Here is a 14999-nt window from a genome sequence, read left to right as displayed (position 1 = left end):
CTGTTGCATTTTACTCTTGCAAATTGTTCTTAGTTGAAATCTAGGCAGAGGCGCAAGCCTTCGTCAGTTGCGGGAACAACCGCTTTGATTTTAAAGCATTGTTACTGAAAGAAGAGATGGTCGAGCCTTAGCTCCTGCCTGATATATGTTTGTTTCGTCTTTGGCGGACCGGCACAGGATCATGTGAATGATCGTCAAATGTCAGGCTATAAGGTGATAACCACAAGACCACAATTGGAGAGACCAATGTCAGAAGAGACCACGACCCCCGAGATCACACTTGAGCAGCTTTCCGGCGCCTATGCCATGCGTGCCAAATTCTACATGTTCATGTTTGATGTTCTGGTTGAAAATTTTGGCAACGACAAAGCTGTCGAACTGATGAGCGATGCCACCTATCGTCTCGGAGAAGAAATGGGTGAAAAGCTGCAAGCGCATGGCCCGGCCAATATCGAAGGCCTCACTGAGCAGTTCCTGCAGGGTATTCCCTGCCGCGACCATCTGTTTGGCCCTGAGCTGCGCAAATGTGACCATGAAGGCATGGAAATCAAATTCCACAAATGCCCGCTGAAAGACAACTGGGTTGCTGCCGGCCGCAAGGGCGAAGCGCTCGAGCTGCTGTGTAAGGCCGCAGGTGCCATTGACGCAGGCATGTTCAGCAAGGCTGGCTTCACCTTCGAAGGCGAGACCTGGAAGATTGGCGACACCGGCTGCTGCCGCCTCGTCGTGAAACCTGGTTCTGAAGCAGAAGCAGTTTGAAGAAGATCTTTTTATAATACAGACAGATCCGGCAAATCGGACGTCGAAATGCATGATCCGGAATACCGGACATAAAACAGACCCGTTAAAACGGGCGTCACCTCCCTTTGCCTGATGAAAGTCAGGCGCTTAGTACACCGATTACCAACCCATTGGGGAACATCCGCTATGAAACTTTCTCGCAGAACGCTTTTGGCACTCACTGTTGCTTCGGTCATGATTCCAGCAGCTTCCCAGGCTGCCGATAGCATCAAGATCGGGTATCAGTTGCCTCTTACCGGCAACACCGCACAGTATGGCCAGGACTTCAAGGACGCCGCAGAGATCGCTCTTGCCAAATTCAATGCATCCGGCCAGATCGATGTACCGGTTGAAATCATCTATGAAGACTCCCGCTCTGACGCCAAGGAAGGCGTGACCATCGCCCGTAAATTTGTCGATGACGATGAAATCGTCGGCGTATTGGGTGACTTTACCTCAACCGTTTCCATGGCCGCCGCACAGGTCTACAAGCGCTCCGGTATGGTTCAGCTCTCCCAGACGGCCTCCCATCCGGATTTTGCAAAAATCTCCAAATGGCAGTTCCGCAACATCACCACTCAGAATCAGGAAGGCGCCGTCAACGCCCAGTGGATGATCGATCAAGGGATCACCAAGGTGGCCGTGATTGCTGAACAGACCGACTGGGGTCAGTCTGTGGTCAAGGGCTTCGTTGATCCCTTCAAGGAACTGGGTGGCGAAGTCGTCTACACCGAATTCTTCAACCGTGGTCTGGCTGACTTCCGTTCTATCATCACCAAGATCGAAGAGCAGAAGCCTGAGGCTGTTTACACCGGCTTCTTCTATGAAGATGGTGCCCAGTTCCTCAAACAGGTTGCCCAGCTTAATGCAGACATTCCGGTTTACTCCACCTCAGCTGCCTATAACGACAAGCTGATCGAGCTTGCTGGTGACGCGGCCGAAGGCCTCAAGCTGACCGCCACCTTCTTGCCAACCCGTGCGGACAAGAATGTGACCGAATTCGTCTCAGAATGGAAAAAAGGTCATGACAACGCGCCTGGTCAGTTCCCGGCACAGGCTTATGACGCGGTCAACATCATGCTTGCCGCTGTTGCCAAGGCTTATCCGGACGTAACCCGCGACAGCCTGCGTGACGCAGTCGCCGGCACCAAAGACTTCCCCGGTGTAACCGGCAACACGTCCTTTGACGAAAATGGTGAACCCCTCAAGGAACTCACCAAAGCCACCGTCAAAGACGGCGTGTTCGTAGAAGTCAAGTAATCCTATCCCCCATCCCGCCCGGAGCTGAGCCTTCGGGCGGGTGGCAATAAGAGAAAAGGGGGACCGTGTGTTCGATCCTTATTTTTTGCAGCAGCTCGCCATTGGCGTCTCGCTGGGTATGATTTATGCGTTGATGGCGATCGGTTTCACGCTTATTTTCGGCGTGCTCAATGTGGTGAACTTTGCCCATGGTGAGGTTTACACGATCGGGGCCTTTGCCGGTCTTATGGCCATTACCGCATTTGCGCCGCCGCTTCTGGTGGTGCTTTTCATTGCACTTGCTGCAGGGGCCTTTGCCGGTTTCGGTCTTGAGCGTCTTGCTTTCCGGCCATTTCGCCGATTTTCCGATGAAGCCTCGCTGAAATCCCGCGCCATGCGTGAAGCCACCCTGATGTCTTCCCTTGCCATGTCCATCATTGCTCGTGAAGCAATGGAGCTGATTTTCGGCTCGCAGTTCCAGTCTGTCGATCTGGCCTACCTGATCAACAAACCGATCGAGATCGGCCCGATCACCATCGTCAATGGTGACCTGATCATTCTGGGCATCACGCTCTTGATGCTGGCCGGATTGCAATGGCTGCTCAAGAAGAGCCCCATCGGCATGTCCATTCGCGCGGTTTCCAACAATGCGCTGGGTGCCAAATATTGCGGCATCAACACCGACCGGACGATCATTTTTACCTTTATCATCGGTTCGGGCATGGGCGCACTGGCTGGTATTCTCGTCGGGCTCTATTATGGCGCCATCTTCCCTGCCATGGGCTTCACACCGGGCATCAAGGCCTTTGTTGCCATGGTCATGGGCGGTCTTAGCTCCATTCCGGGCGCAGTTGTCTCTGCCATGGTCCTTGGACTGGCCGAAAGCATTTCCACCAGCTTCATGCCATCGGTCTGGTCTGACATGGTTGCCTATGGCTTCTTGTTGGCTACGCTGATCTTCTTCCCGCAGGGTCTCTTCGGAGCAAGGAGGGAACGTGTCTAAGTCGCTTCTCATCAAACTCCTGCTTCTGGTTATTGTCTTCGCCGTGGTGCCTTTAGCGCTCGAAGGCTTTGGCAAGGGCTATTATTACCAGATCGCCACACTGGCTTTCGTCTTCATGCTGCTGGCCGCGTCTCTGCATCTGGTTACCGGCGTTGCGGGCCTGCTGCATCTGGGCCATGCCTCCCTTTATGGTGTGGGGGCCTATGTGGCCGCGCTGCTTGGCTCCAAATATGGCATCGGCTTTACGATCGGCTTGCCTCTGGCCGGACTTGGGGCGGCATTCGTTGCCTTTCTGGTTGCGCTGCCGACCATGCGCCTGATGTCGATCTATTTTGCCGTGGCGACGCTTGGTATCGGTCAGATGCTGTTTCTGGTCTTCCAGAACTGGGTTGGACTGACCAACGGCCCCAACGGCGTGATGTTGTTTGACGGTATTGATCTGTTCGGGGTTGCCATCAACAGTGAGCTGGGGATCTATTATGTGGTCGCAGCCGTTTCTGCGGTGTCGATCCTCATTCTCAACCGCCTTAGCCATTCCTATTATGGCAATGCCCTTCGCTCGCTGCGTGAGGATGACCAGTGCACGGCGGCAATGGGTATCAATGTCACCGTGATGAAGATTCAGGCCTTCGTGATCTCTGCCTTCTTTGCAGGCATCGCCGGGGCGCTCTGGGCCTACACCACGGGTTATATCTCCCCCAACGACTTCAACTTTTCCCAGTCGATCCTGATCCTGACCATGGTTGTGGTGGGTGGCTTGGGGTCTCTGCCGGGCGTGCTGATTGGTGCCCTGCTGCTGATCCTCTTGCCCGAAGTGCTGCGCTATTTTGGCGATATCCGCAACATCATCGTTGGTCTCTTGATGTTTGGCGCGATCCTGTTCCTGCCCAAGGGCCTGTTCGGCGAAGTGAATGCGCTCAACTTTGCGCGTAGGTTGCTTGGCTCGGCATGGTCGGAAGACAATTCAGAGAAAGGGATCGGTTGGAAATGACGGCAATACTTGAACTCGATTCTCTGACCCGCGTCTTCGGTGGCCTGAAAGCCGTGGACAATGTCTCCACCAAGGTGTCTGAGGGCGAACTGTGCGGTTTGATCGGGCCGAACGGGGCGGGCAAGACCACCTTGTTCAACCTGATTTCCGGTTTTACACCACCTTCCTCGGGCGATGTCCGCTTCAAGGGCGAGAGCATCACGGGCCTGCCAGTGCACAAGATTGCGCACAAGGGCATGTCGCGAACCTTCCAGAACCTGCGCGTATTCCCCAACATGACCGTCTTTGACAATATCTCCGTCGGGGCATTGGGCATGATCGGGGTCAGCCCCTTTTCCTCCATCTGGGGCGGCAAGGCCAAGGCAAAGGAAATCTCCGAGCGCAGCTGGGAGATGCTCGAAAAGGTGGGCCTTACGGCTCATGCCGATGATCTGGCGGCGAACCTGTCTTACGGCAAGCGCAAATATCTCGAAATCGCACGCGCTTTGGCGATGAATCCGGATCTGTTGATACTGGATGAACCGGCAGCAGGCATGAACGATTCCGAAACGGCAGAACTGGCCCAGTTCATCACCGATCTCAACAAGACGGGCCTCACGATCATGCTTGTTGAGCATGACATGGGGCTGGTGATGGGCATCTGTCAGCGCTTGGTGGTGTTGGCGTCCGGCCAGAAGATCGCCGATGACGTGCCTTCCAAGGTGCGTCAGGATCCCGCCGTTCTGGAAGCCTATCTGGGAGGTGACGACTGATGAGCAATATTCTTGAAATCAACAATCTGTCGCTCAAGATCGGCGTTCAGGATATCCTGCATGACGTGACGGTCAAGGTGCCGCAAAAGGGCATTGTCTCAGTTCTGGGCGCCAACGGTGTTGGCAAAACCTCGCTGATGCGCTGCGTCTCGGGCATCTACCATGCCACAGGCGGCGAGATTCTGCTCGACGGTCAGGATATCTCAAAGCTCAAGAGCCATGATATCGTTGAGCGAGGTGTGATGCAGGCGCCCGAAGGGCGACAGATCTTCTCAACCATGACCGTGTTGGAAAATCTGTTGCTTGGTGCGGGGCCGCTTGGTCGACAGGAATTGGATCATGTTTTGACCCTGTTCCCGGTTCTCAAGGAACGCCTCAAACAGCAGGCCGGCTCCATGTCCGGTGGTGAACAGCAGATGCTCTGCATCGGGCGCGCATTGATGCATAAGCCCAAGGTTCTGCTGCTTGATGAGCCGTCCCTGGGTCTTGCTCCACGATTGGTGGGCTTCATCTGCGAGCTTGTGACCAGAATTCGCGATGAAGGCTATTCTGTTCTTCTGGTCGAGCAGAATGTGAAGGCTGCTCTGCGCATTTCCGACAAGGCATATGTCATCGAGCATGGCAAGATCGTCATCGAGGGCGATGCCCACGAGCTGATGAGTGACAAGCGTGTGGCCGATGCCTATCTGGGCGGACATGTGCACGAAGGGTCGTAAGACACATGAGTGATCATCCCGGCGTGCGCACCATGCCGGGATTTTTCTTCTTCCCGCACCTCCTTCAGAGGGGCCAAACCCTCTGATCTATTGAATTTAACAGATAAACGACGCCGTTTGGTCAGTCTAAACAATGAAAGAAAAGACATGAGCAACCCAGTCACTTTTCCTCCTTCCATCTGGGCCGTCACTGCGCCAGCCCGTACACAGGCTGCCCCCCTTACCGAGACGATTGAAACCGACACTGTGGTGATCGGTGGCGGCTTCACGGGGCTGGGCGCTGCCCTGCATCTGGCCAAGGCTGGCAGCGACGTGGTTCTGCTGGAAGGCAAAGCCATCGGCTGGGGCGCATCTGGTCGCAACAACGGGCAGGTCATCCCGACCCTTACAGCAGCCGAACCCGATATGTGGGTGCAGCGCTATGGTGAAACAGGGCGTCTGTTTGCCCAGATGATCGGTGCCTCCGCCAATGTGCTGTTTGATGCCATTCGTGAGGAGGACATCACCTCCCATGCCGATGCTGAACAGACCGGCTGGTTCCAGCCTGCTCACACGCCGGGCCGCACCAAGCTGAGTCAGAAACGCGTTGATGCATGGCAGCGTTTCGGCCTTGATGCCCGCTATCTCGACCACAAGGCTACCTCCGATCTGCTCGGCACCGAGCATTGGTATGGTGGCATGCTTGCCCCATCAGGTGGTCATATCAACCCGCTCGGCCTTTCGCGCGGATTGGCTTTGGCCGTGGAGCGGGCTGGTGGCACCATTTATGAAGCCACGCCGGTCTTGTTCTATGAGCATGACGGCACCCAATGGGTCGTCAAGACCGATCAGGGTACTGTGAAGGCACGTGCGCTGATCTTGGCGACCAACGCCTATACCGGCGAAGTGGTGCCAAAGCTCAACCGCCGTCTGGCTCATTCCATTGTGCCGGTTTCTTCCTGGCAGATGTCCACCGAACCTCTCAGCGATGAATTGCGCGCTTCGATCTTGCCGGGACGTCAGGCGGTGTCTGATACCCGCGGCGACTTGCGCTTCTTCCATTATGACCGCGACAACCGGCTGATCACTGGCGGCGCCATCATGGGCTTTGGCGATCTCGCTGCCCGCATGGCCCGCAAGGCAGCCAACAATCTGGCAGACAGCTTCCCTCAGCTTGCGCCACCCAAGATGACCCATGTCTGGGAAGGCTATCTCTCCATGAACTGGGATCGCTTCCCACGCGTGCATAGCCTTGGCCCGAATGGCTGGACCTGGATCGGCTGCAATGGTCGTGGTGTTGCGCTTGGCTATTCGCTAGGTCGCGAAATGGCTCGTGCAACCAGCGGCGAAGATCTCGCCTCGCTGGCCCTGCCGACCACCACGCCGCATGCGCTGCCGTTCCACGCCATCGGCCGCGCCATCGCCCCATACTATCTCGCCTGGTATAAATTCAAGGACCACCGAGAATATAAAAGCTAACAGGACCTGACCATGAACGATATCCCTATTCTGGAACGCCGCCGCATCGAGGCAATGATCTTGAAGCATGTTTTGGATGTGATCACCGAACGCAGCGGCCGCGAAGAAGCGGAAGCTGTGATCGGCGAAACCTGCTCGCGCTCGGCTATCGAGCAGGGCAAGGCCATGGCTGAAGGGCTCGACCACGCCCCGACCCTTTCCGATTTTGCCGACATCCTTCCCAACTGGACCAAGGAAGATGCGCTCCAGATCGAAACGCTGGTAACCGAACCCGAGCAGATGGACTTTAACGTCACCCGTTGTCGCTATGCTGAAATGTATAAAGAAATGGGCCTTGGCGACATCGGCCATCTTTTGTCATGCAACCGTGACGGCGACTTCTGCGTAGGCTATAACCCGGAAATCAAGCTGGATCGCACCCAGACCATCATGAAGGGCGCGTCTCACTGCGATTTCCGTTACAAAATGAAATGAGAAGAGGAAGAGAAGAATATGGCAGTTGATAATTGGGTTTCGCGCGAAATCGAAGATCTGACCGCTTTTCGGCGGGATTTGCACGAAAATCCCGAGCTGCTTTACGACCTTGAACGCACCTCGAAAAAAGTGGCGGAAGCGCTGCGCGCCGCTGGCGTGGACGAGGTGGTTGAAGGGCTGGGCAAAACCGGCGTCGTTGGTTTCATCCGTGGCCAGAGCAACAAGTCCGGCCGCACCATAGCTCTGCGGGCTGATATGGATGCTCTGCCCATCGTGGAAGCCACGGGCCTGCCTCACGCTTCCAAGGTTCCGGGCAAGATGCATGCCTGCGGTCATGATGGACACACCACCATGCTGCTGGGCGCTGCCAGACATTTCGTTGAAAGCCGCGCCTTTGATGGCACGGTGCTGGTTATCTTCCAGCCAGCCGAAGAGGGCGGTGCGGGCGCGCAGGCCATGATCGATGATGGCCTGTTCGAGCGCTGGCCTTGTGATGAAGTCTATGGCATGCACAATATACCCGATGTCCCGGTCGGCCATTTCGTTACCGGCAAGGGCCCGAGCATGGCAGCGGTCGACATGTTCGACATCAAGGTGACCGGTCGCGGTGGCCATGCCGCTCAGCCGCATAATGCCATCGATCCGTTCCCGGCTGTGGCTGCCATTATCCAGTCTATCAACGGCATGAGCGCACGCACGGTCAACCCGCTGGATTCCCACGTGGTTTCCCTTTGCGGCATTACCAGCAACGACACCTACAATGTGATCCCCGAAGAGATCAACATCAAGGGCACCGTGCGCACGCTGAATGAAGCCGTACGCGACCATGTTGAAGAGCGCCTTGGCAAGATCGTGTCGCAGATTGCCGAAGGCAACAATTGCGTCGGCGTGCTTGATTATCGCCGCCTCTATCCGGTGATGGTCAACCATGATGAAGCAACCGAGCATGCCGCAAAGGCCGCCCGCGCGGTTTCCGGTGACGATGCCGTCAGCATCGAAATGCCGCCAACCCTCGGTGGTGAGGACTTTGCCTTCATGCTCAACGCCGTGCCGGGTTCTATGATCCATGTGGGCAATGGCCCGTCAGCCCAGTTGCATCACCCGAAATTCGATTTCAATGATGATGTGATCAAATGGGGGTGCTCCTACTGGGCACAGTTGGTGCGTGATCGCCTACCGCTCTAGCCTCTCGGCGTGCCTCTCAATGAGGGGCGAGATCTAACAACAAAGCCGACCGGAATGGACATGCCTCCGGTCGGCTTTCCTATGTCTGCCCAAACTGAAGGCTATAGCGACTTCAAAACACCTCCAAAAGCTTCACGGCCCTACAAGCCAAACCGACTTGGATTTTTCCCCGTCATCCTGGCAAACATCTTCTTTGCTTGCGGTTTGGGAACTTGGTCGCTGTTTAAAACTCTTGCCAGATTTTTTGAAAGGGTCTTCGTTCTCATTGGAGTACGGTGCAGGCTTTCATTCGAGAAAATACCTTGATAATAGCCAAGATAGTCACGCCGATTGCGAACCGCTGCAGAGAAGGCGACCTTGTCTGGAATATTCCCTTTGAGAATATCCAGCACAAAGGGCTTTAAAACGCCGAGAGAATGCATGTGCCGTGGCATACCATGCCCAACTCCGGGAATACGATAAAACTCGCATCTGGGCGAAGCTTGAAAAAAACGATGAATATGTTTGCGATCCGGGGCAAGAAGAGGGTCTGCAACCAGAAAAACCTTGGAAACGCCGATTATGCCTTCACTCGCATCGTGGAAGGAGCCTTCCCAGCTTTCCTTTTTCGCCTTGGGATATCGCGGTTCCCATGGCGCTAACTGTTTGTTTAGCGTTGAAATCGGGTTGAGCAAAATTGCGGAATCGCAGTTAAGGCGCGACGCAAATGCACCAGCGGCGTATCCCCCCATTGATCCTCCATAGCTGATCCTCGAAGAAAATTGATTGAAATTAAAGGCTCTATCAATTTCGTCCAGAAAGTGAAAAAAGCTGGTCCTGCGATACCATGCTGTTGATCTGGTTTCGAGAAAGGAGATAACGTTGATATCCTTGGAGCGAATGAAATCAAAGCCCCAACCTACGCGGTTTTCTATCGGGCCTGCCGAATTCATATTGTCAAATGCGAAGACGATCGGGCCATGAAGATATCTGCGGCATAAAGGCCATCGTTACTTAATAAGCGCATAATAAATGTCTCAATTTAGGGCTTGTCATCAATCCGCCACTGTTATCTGACTTCTTGCTGAAAATGATTGCAATAAAATTCACCGCTCAGTTCTTGCTTCAATACACGGTAAGCCAATGATGAGACGATGAAAAGGAATCACAGTTTTGCGTTGTGTATTAACCGATAAAACGAAACAAGATGCGCCGCTATTTTCTGCTTTGTTCCCAACAGGCGCATCCCTTCTCTTATCGGATTACCGAATAGGCGGCTTTCGATGATACGTAAAATTATGACTTTTGCTCTTTGCGCGGCTTTTCTTGGCTTTTCAGCGGGGGCCAATGCTTCTGGGCGCATAAAGCCAAGATCTTCCCTGTTTCTTGAATTCAGCCCGCATGTTGATGTGGTCATGATTGGCGATAGCATCACAAAGCAGGGGCTTTGGAGCGAGTTTGTTCCCGAAATCAAAATCGCCAACCGAGGTGTCGGTGGAGACAAAGCCGATCAGATCCTGCAGCGGATGGACACCATCCTGAAAACCCAGCCAAAAGTCGCCTACCTCATGGTGGGGATCAATGATTTGACCCATGGCCGATCGGTTAAGAAGACCTTCGACAACATTGTCGCCATAACCGAGCAATTGCAGCAAAATGATATCAAGGTCGTGCTTCAGTCCACGTTGGAGTGCGCGCGGGAGAAATGCCAGCGCATATTCAACAATAAGGTCAAAAGATTGAATGCGGCTCTGGTGAAATATGCCAACAGGAACAACATCAAATTCATCGACTTGAACCCGTATCTGAGCATTGAAACGGGCTTGAACCCCAAATACACCTTTGATGGGTTGCATCTCAATGGCAAGGGATATCGCGTTTGGGTGGACCGACTCTATGCCGAGGGGATCACAGATTTTTAATATCGGTCACAGACTACAGATCTTGAGTTTGCAGAAAAAAGCCCGCTCCTTTCATCGTTGATGGGAGCGGGCTTTTGTGTGTGCGTCAAGATTCTGCGTGGCAGAAAGGTCTAGAGTGCACCCCATCCGCCTGGTGTCGGGGTCACCACCGTGATGGTGTCGCCTGCATCCAGTATGGTCTGATCGCAACCCTTCAGCTCTTGCACTGACCCATCAAGCCTTTTGACCCAAGTGTGGCCCAGCTCTCCATCCTCGCCTCCTGCAAGGCCGCGAGGCTTGACGCCTCTATGTGAGGAAAGAATGGCGCAATCCATTTTTTCAAGGAAGCGCAAGCTACGCTCAGTGCCATCGCCCGCAGACCATTTGCCCTTGCCGCCGGACCCTTTGCGGATATGGAAATCTTCCAGAAGAACAGGGAAGCGGAATTCCAGAACCTCAGGATCCGTAAGACGGGAGTTGGTCATGTGGGTATGCACCCCATCCGTGCCATGAAAGCCCGGTCCGGCTGCAGAGCCCGAGCAGATGGTTTCATAATACTGATAGATGTCATTGCCAAAGGTGAGATTGTTCATTGTGCCTTGCGAATTGGACATGGCGCCCAATGCGGCGAACACGGCGTTGGTCACATGTTGCGAGGTCTCCACATTGCCTGCCACCACCGCTGCCGGATAGCTCGGGCGCAACATGCAGCCTTCCGGAACAATGATGTTGATCGGTTTGAGACATCCGGCATTCATGGGAATGTCGCCTTCGACCATCACGCGGAAGCAATATAGGATTGCTGCCCGTGTCACGGGTTCCGGCGCATTGAAATTGTTGGCCTTGACGCCGGTTGTGCCGGTAAAGTCCACGGTTGCTTCCCGCTTTTCCTTATTGACCGTGATCCTCACATGAATGACGGAGCCCTGATCCGTATGATACTCACATTCGGAATCCTTGAGCGCCTCGATGACACGCCGCACGCTTTCCTCGGCATTGTCCTGAACATAGCCCATATAGGCTTCCACCACATCCAGCCCGAAGTTGGCGACCATCTTCCGCACTTCCTGAATGCCCTTCTCGTTGGCCGCGATCTGGGCGGAAAGGTCTGCGATATTCTGGTGCGGATTTCTGGCTGGATAGGCGTGATCTGTCAGCAAGTCCCTTAGAGCTGCCTCGCGAAAATGGCCCTGATCGACAATCTTGAAATTGTCAAACAGCACGCCTTCTTCGTCCACGGTGGTGGCAAGCGGTGTCATGGAGCCGGGAGCGGTGCCGCCGACATCGGCATGGTGACCGCGCGAAGCGGCCCAGAACAGAATGCTCTCACCCTTGTCATCAAACACCGGCGTGACGACGGTAATGTCGGGCAAATGCGTGCCGCCATTATAAGGCGCATTGAGGGCGAAGGCATCTCCGGGCTTGATGTTGCCCTCGTTGAGCTTGATGACGGTTTCCACGGACCGCCCCATAGAGCCCAGATGCACCGGCATGTGCGGCGCATTGGCAACCAGGGCGCCCTTGGCGTCAAAGATGGCGCAGGAGAAGTCGAGCCGTTCCTTGATGTTGACCGAATAAGCCGTCTTTTGGAGGGTTACACCCATCTGTTCCGCTATCGACATGAACAGATTGTTGAAGACCTCCAGCATCACCGGATCGGCTTGGGTACCGATGGCCTTGTCTCTTTGTAGAGGCACGATGCGGCTGAGCACCACATGATCCTTGGCATTGAGCTTGGCCTGCCAGCCATCTTCCACGATGATCGTTGCGTGGGATTCCACAAGGATGGCGGGGCCAGTAACGGTCATGCCGGGTTTCAGCCTGTCGCGCTTGTAGATGGAGGTGTCGTGCCATTCGCCTTCTGCGTAGATGCGTGTTGCAGCGGCAGCCTCCGGGGTCTCGCTGGAAAGCGTCAGATCCGGCTCGGTGAGGCCTGCTCCGCCACCGGTGGTTTCCACATCCAGTGTTTCGGCGACAATCTCCTTGTCGGAATAGGCAAAGCCGAATTGGGCCTTATGTGCCTGCTCGAAGGCCGCTTTCATTTCCGATACGGTTCCGAAATGAACCGGCAAGGAGGTGTCTGATCCTTCATAGCGCAGATGCACAATGGTGCGCGTCTGCCGCTTGTCTGCCGGAACAGCCTGCCGTTCCAGTTCTTCTTCGGTCTGCAGGGCGAGACCGTCTCTTAGCGCTTCAAGGTCAGGAATGAGGCTCTCCTCCAACCGCTTGACCACGGATTGCTGCCGGTCGGCGCGGATATCGGCAAGCCCCATGCCATAGGCTGAAAGGATGCCCGAGAAGGGGTGCAGCACCACGGTCTTCATGCCAAGGCTATCGGCCACGCGGCAGCCTGTCTGACCGCCCGCACCACCAAAGCAGACAAGGGCATAGGAGGTGACGTCATAGCCGCGCTGAACCGAAATTTTCTTGATGGCATTGGCCATATTCTCAACGGCGATCTTGAGAAAGCCATCCGCGACATCTTCGGGGCTGCGATTATCACCGACCTTTTGAGCCAGAGCGGCGAATTTCTCCCGCACGACGGTTTCATCAAGAGGCTGATCCTGATTGGGGCCGAAAATCTGGGGGAAGAAGTCCGTTGCCAGTTTGCCTGTCATCAGGTTGGCATCGGTAACCGTCAGCGGCCCTCCGCGTCGATAGCAGGCCGGGCCGGGATTGGCGCCTGCAGAGTCAGGGCCGACCTGAAAGCGTTCGTCCTTGTAATGAAGGATGGAGCCACCACCGGCAGCCACCGTATGGATCATCATCATTGGGGCGCGCATGCGAACACCGGCGACCTCGGTTTCAAAGGCGCGTTCATATTCGCCGTCAAAATGGCAGACATCGGTGGATGTCCCACCCATGTCAAACCCGATGATCTTTTCAAAGCCTGCCATGCGGGCGGTCTCGACCGCGCCGACAACCCCGCCAGCAGGACCGGAAAGAATAGCATCCTTGCCCTGAAACAGATTGGCTGCGGTCAATCCGCCGGAAGACTGCATGAACATCAGGCGCGGGCCTTCGCCCAGTTCTTCTTGCACCTGTTCCACATAGCGGCGCAGAATGGGCGAGAGATAGGCATCCACGACCGTGGTGTCGCCTCGGCCCACCAGTTTCATCAGCGGGGATACCTGATGGGAAACGGAGATTTGTGTAAAGCCGATCTCTTTGGCCAGTGTTTCCAGCCGCAATTCATGCTGAGGATAGGCATAGGCGTGCATAAGAACAATGGCGATGCTGCGGATGCCCGCATCCCACGCCGATTGCATGCTGGTCCGAGCGCACGCTTCGTCAAGTGGCGTCTCCACCGAGCCATCCGCCCGAATGCGCTCATCTATTTCATAGACATCGTGATACAGCAGCTCGGGTTTGATGATCTCCTTGGCAAAGATCTCCGGGCGCGCCTGATAGCCGATTTCTAGCGCATCGCGAAAGCCCTTCGTGATAAACAGGGCGGTCGGCTCGCCTTTGCGTTCAAGAAGCGCGTTGGTGGCAACTGTTGTGCCCATTTTCACCGAGTCGATCTGATCGGAAGGGATCGGATCTCCGGTTTTCACGCCCAGTAGATCGCGAATGCCCTGAATGGCGGCGTCGCGGTAGGCTTCCGGATTTTCGGACAAAAGCTTGTGCGGATGCAAAGTGCCCTCTGGCGACCGACCGACAACATCCGTGAAGGTGCCACCACGGTCGATCCAAAAATCCCACTTTCCTGACATATCAATACCTCTGGCTTATGGCAGACCACTTTTGTTAGGGTTGGAAGGCGTGGTCTGTGATTGCTTTATTTTGACATTTTGTCTATATTTTATCGATAAAATCTATATACAAAAGTTTAAGGTGGTCAAGCAGTTTGCATGATCCCAATCGCCAGATCGATGCAATGCAGGTATCTCTGGTGCAAAATGACGGGAAAATTGCAACGGGATAAGAGGGGAAAACTCATGAGCATGGATAGCACGGAGAAACAAATCGGCCCGGTCGTTGCCGCTTCGCATCTGGCATCAGGGGCCATGCCTGCGCTTTCGGAGGTGGAATTTGCGCTCACCATGATGGTCAATGCCTATCATCGCTGGATCGAGCGCTGCATGGCGGCCAGTGGCACTGAAGGCCTTGGTCCACTTGATGTCATTGTGCTGCACAGTGTAAACCATCGGGGGCGCTCCAAAACCCTGTCCGATATCTGTCTGGTGCTGAATGTGGAAGACACGCACACCGTTGCTTATGCCTTGAAAAAACTCGAAAAAGCCGGATTGGTTGCCTCGGGCAAGAGAGGCAAGGAAAAGATCGCCGAAATCACCCCCGCCGGAGAAGACGCCTGTCTGGAATATAAAAGGCTGCGCGAAGCTCTGCTGATCAAGCCAATGAAGGCGCTCGGGCTGGATGAAAAAGAATTGTCACAGGTTGCCTCCACCTTGCGCATGGTCTCGGGCAATTATGATCAGGCCGCAAGAGCCGCCGCCGCTATGTAGCGTCAACCTCCGGTAAGTGGCCTCGGATTATTCGCCAAGCGGCTGATTTTAC

Annotated in this window: 13 protein-coding genes; 11 read left to right on the top strand and 2 right to left on the bottom strand. The window is 54.9% G+C overall.

The genetic code is table 11. The annotated features are described in order from the left end of the window. Positions 1-246 precede the first annotated feature (246 nt). The 9 genes from ACKPCT_RS16845 (at position 247) to ACKPCT_RS16805 (ending at position 8598) form a co-directional block, all read left to right on the top strand. Positions 247-759, top strand: coding sequence for an L-2-amino-thiazoline-4-carboxylic acid hydrolase (locus ACKPCT_RS16845; RefSeq protein WP_090075177.1), 513 nt, complete (start codon positions 247-249; stop codon positions 757-759). A gap of 168 nt (positions 760-927) precedes the next feature. Further along, positions 928-2040 carry an ABC transporter substrate-binding protein gene (locus ACKPCT_RS16840; protein WP_319567474.1) on the top strand — a complete coding sequence of 371 codons (1113 nt, stop codon included), beginning with the start codon at positions 928-930 and terminating at the stop codon, positions 2038-2040. Positions 2041-2107: 67 nt separating this feature from the next. After that, positions 2108-3022 (top strand): branched-chain amino acid ABC transporter permease, encoded by a 915-nt coding sequence (locus ACKPCT_RS16835; RefSeq protein WP_319514976.1) that lies wholly within the window; start codon positions 2108-2110, stop codon positions 3020-3022. Then, complete coding sequence (locus ACKPCT_RS16830; protein WP_319567473.1) at positions 3015-4013, top strand: branched-chain amino acid ABC transporter permease; 999 nt, start codon at positions 3015-3017, stop codon at positions 4011-4013. The genes ACKPCT_RS16835 and ACKPCT_RS16830 overlap by 8 nt, the downstream gene beginning before the upstream one ends. Further along, complete coding sequence (locus ACKPCT_RS16825) at positions 4010-4765, top strand: ABC transporter ATP-binding protein (protein ID WP_090075173.1); 756 nt, start codon at positions 4010-4012, stop codon at positions 4763-4765. Before ACKPCT_RS16830 ends, ACKPCT_RS16825 begins: the two co-directional genes overlap by 4 nt. Further along, positions 4765-5481 carry an ABC transporter ATP-binding protein gene (locus tag ACKPCT_RS16820; RefSeq protein WP_319514979.1) on the top strand — a complete coding sequence of 239 codons (717 nt, stop codon included), beginning with the start codon at positions 4765-4767 and terminating at the stop codon, positions 5479-5481. The genes ACKPCT_RS16825 and ACKPCT_RS16820 overlap by 1 nt, the downstream gene beginning before the upstream one ends. A 147-nt stretch (positions 5482-5628) precedes the next feature. After that, a complete protein-coding gene (locus ACKPCT_RS16815; RefSeq protein ID WP_319567472.1) occupies positions 5629-6939 on the top strand; it encodes an NAD(P)/FAD-dependent oxidoreductase in 1311 nt (436 codons plus the stop codon). A 12-nt stretch (positions 6940-6951) separates the two neighbouring features. Beyond that, positions 6952-7413 carry an L-2-amino-thiazoline-4-carboxylic acid hydrolase gene (locus ACKPCT_RS16810; RefSeq protein WP_090075170.1) on the top strand — a complete coding sequence of 154 codons (462 nt, stop codon included), beginning with the start codon at positions 6952-6954 and terminating at the stop codon, positions 7411-7413. 18 nt (positions 7414-7431) lie between these two features. Further along, complete coding sequence (locus ACKPCT_RS16805) at positions 7432-8598, top strand: M20 aminoacylase family protein (protein ID WP_319567471.1); 1167 nt, start codon at positions 7432-7434, stop codon at positions 8596-8598. A gap of 140 nt (positions 8599-8738) precedes the next feature. Here the strand turns inward: ACKPCT_RS16805 and ACKPCT_RS16800 are convergent, their stop codons facing one another. Next, complete coding sequence (locus ACKPCT_RS16800; RefSeq protein ID WP_319567470.1) at positions 8739-9530, bottom strand: alpha/beta fold hydrolase; 792 nt, start codon at positions 9528-9530, stop codon at positions 8739-8741. A gap of 330 nt (positions 9531-9860) precedes the next feature. Between ACKPCT_RS16800 and ACKPCT_RS16795 the strand changes: the two genes are divergently transcribed. Further along, positions 9861-10499, top strand: coding sequence for a GDSL-type esterase/lipase family protein (locus ACKPCT_RS16795; RefSeq protein WP_319567469.1), 639 nt, complete (start codon positions 9861-9863; stop codon positions 10497-10499). A gap of 110 nt (positions 10500-10609) precedes the next feature. Here the strand turns inward: ACKPCT_RS16795 and ACKPCT_RS16790 are convergent, their stop codons facing one another. After that, a complete protein-coding gene (locus ACKPCT_RS16790; RefSeq protein WP_319567468.1) occupies positions 10610-14194 on the bottom strand; it encodes a hydantoinase B/oxoprolinase family protein in 3585 nt (1194 codons plus the stop codon). Between the two features lie 225 nt (positions 14195-14419). On the opposite strand from ACKPCT_RS16790, the gene ACKPCT_RS16785 reads away from it, so the two are divergent. Then, positions 14420-14947, top strand: a complete 528-nt coding sequence (locus tag ACKPCT_RS16785) for a winged helix DNA-binding protein (RefSeq protein WP_175528192.1) — start codon at positions 14420-14422, stop codon at positions 14945-14947. The last annotated feature ends 52 nt before the right edge of the window (positions 14948-14999 follow it).

This window comes from Cohaesibacter marisflavi (assembly GCF_963665895.2).
GTDB classification, from domain to species: Bacteria; Pseudomonadota; Alphaproteobacteria; order Rhizobiales; family Cohaesibacteraceae; genus Cohaesibacter; species Cohaesibacter marisflavi.
This window is presented reverse-complemented; position numbering and strand designations above follow the sequence as displayed.

Coding starts and splice junctions, on each gene's coding strand:
- ACKPCT_RS16845 (WP_090075177.1), top strand. CDS start 247: ATGTCAGAAGAGACCACGACCCCCGAGATCACACTTGAGCAGCTTTCC.
- ACKPCT_RS16840 (WP_319567474.1), top strand. CDS start 928: ATGAAACTTTCTCGCAGAACGCTTTTGGCACTCACTGTTGCTTCGGTC.
- ACKPCT_RS16825 (WP_090075173.1), top strand. CDS start 4,010: ATGACGGCAATACTTGAACTCGATTCTCTGACCCGCGTCTTCGGTGGC.
- ACKPCT_RS16820 (WP_319514979.1), top strand. CDS start 4,765: ATGAGCAATATTCTTGAAATCAACAATCTGTCGCTCAAGATCGGCGTT.
- ACKPCT_RS16815 (WP_319567472.1), top strand. CDS start 5,629: ATGAGCAACCCAGTCACTTTTCCTCCTTCCATCTGGGCCGTCACTGCG.
- ACKPCT_RS16810 (WP_090075170.1), top strand. CDS start 6,952: ATGAACGATATCCCTATTCTGGAACGCCGCCGCATCGAGGCAATGATC.
- ACKPCT_RS16805 (WP_319567471.1), top strand. CDS start 7,432: ATGGCAGTTGATAATTGGGTTTCGCGCGAAATCGAAGATCTGACCGCT.
- ACKPCT_RS16800 (WP_319567470.1), bottom strand. CDS start 9,530: ATGAATTCGGCAGGCCCGATAGAAAACCGCGTAGGTTGGGGCTTTGAT.
- ACKPCT_RS16795 (WP_319567469.1), top strand. CDS start 9,861: ATGATACGTAAAATTATGACTTTTGCTCTTTGCGCGGCTTTTCTTGGC.
- ACKPCT_RS16790 (WP_319567468.1), bottom strand. CDS start 14,194: ATGTCAGGAAAGTGGGATTTTTGGATCGACCGTGGTGGCACCTTCACG.
- ACKPCT_RS16785 (WP_175528192.1), top strand. CDS start 14,420: ATGAGCATGGATAGCACGGAGAAACAAATCGGCCCGGTCGTTGCCGCT.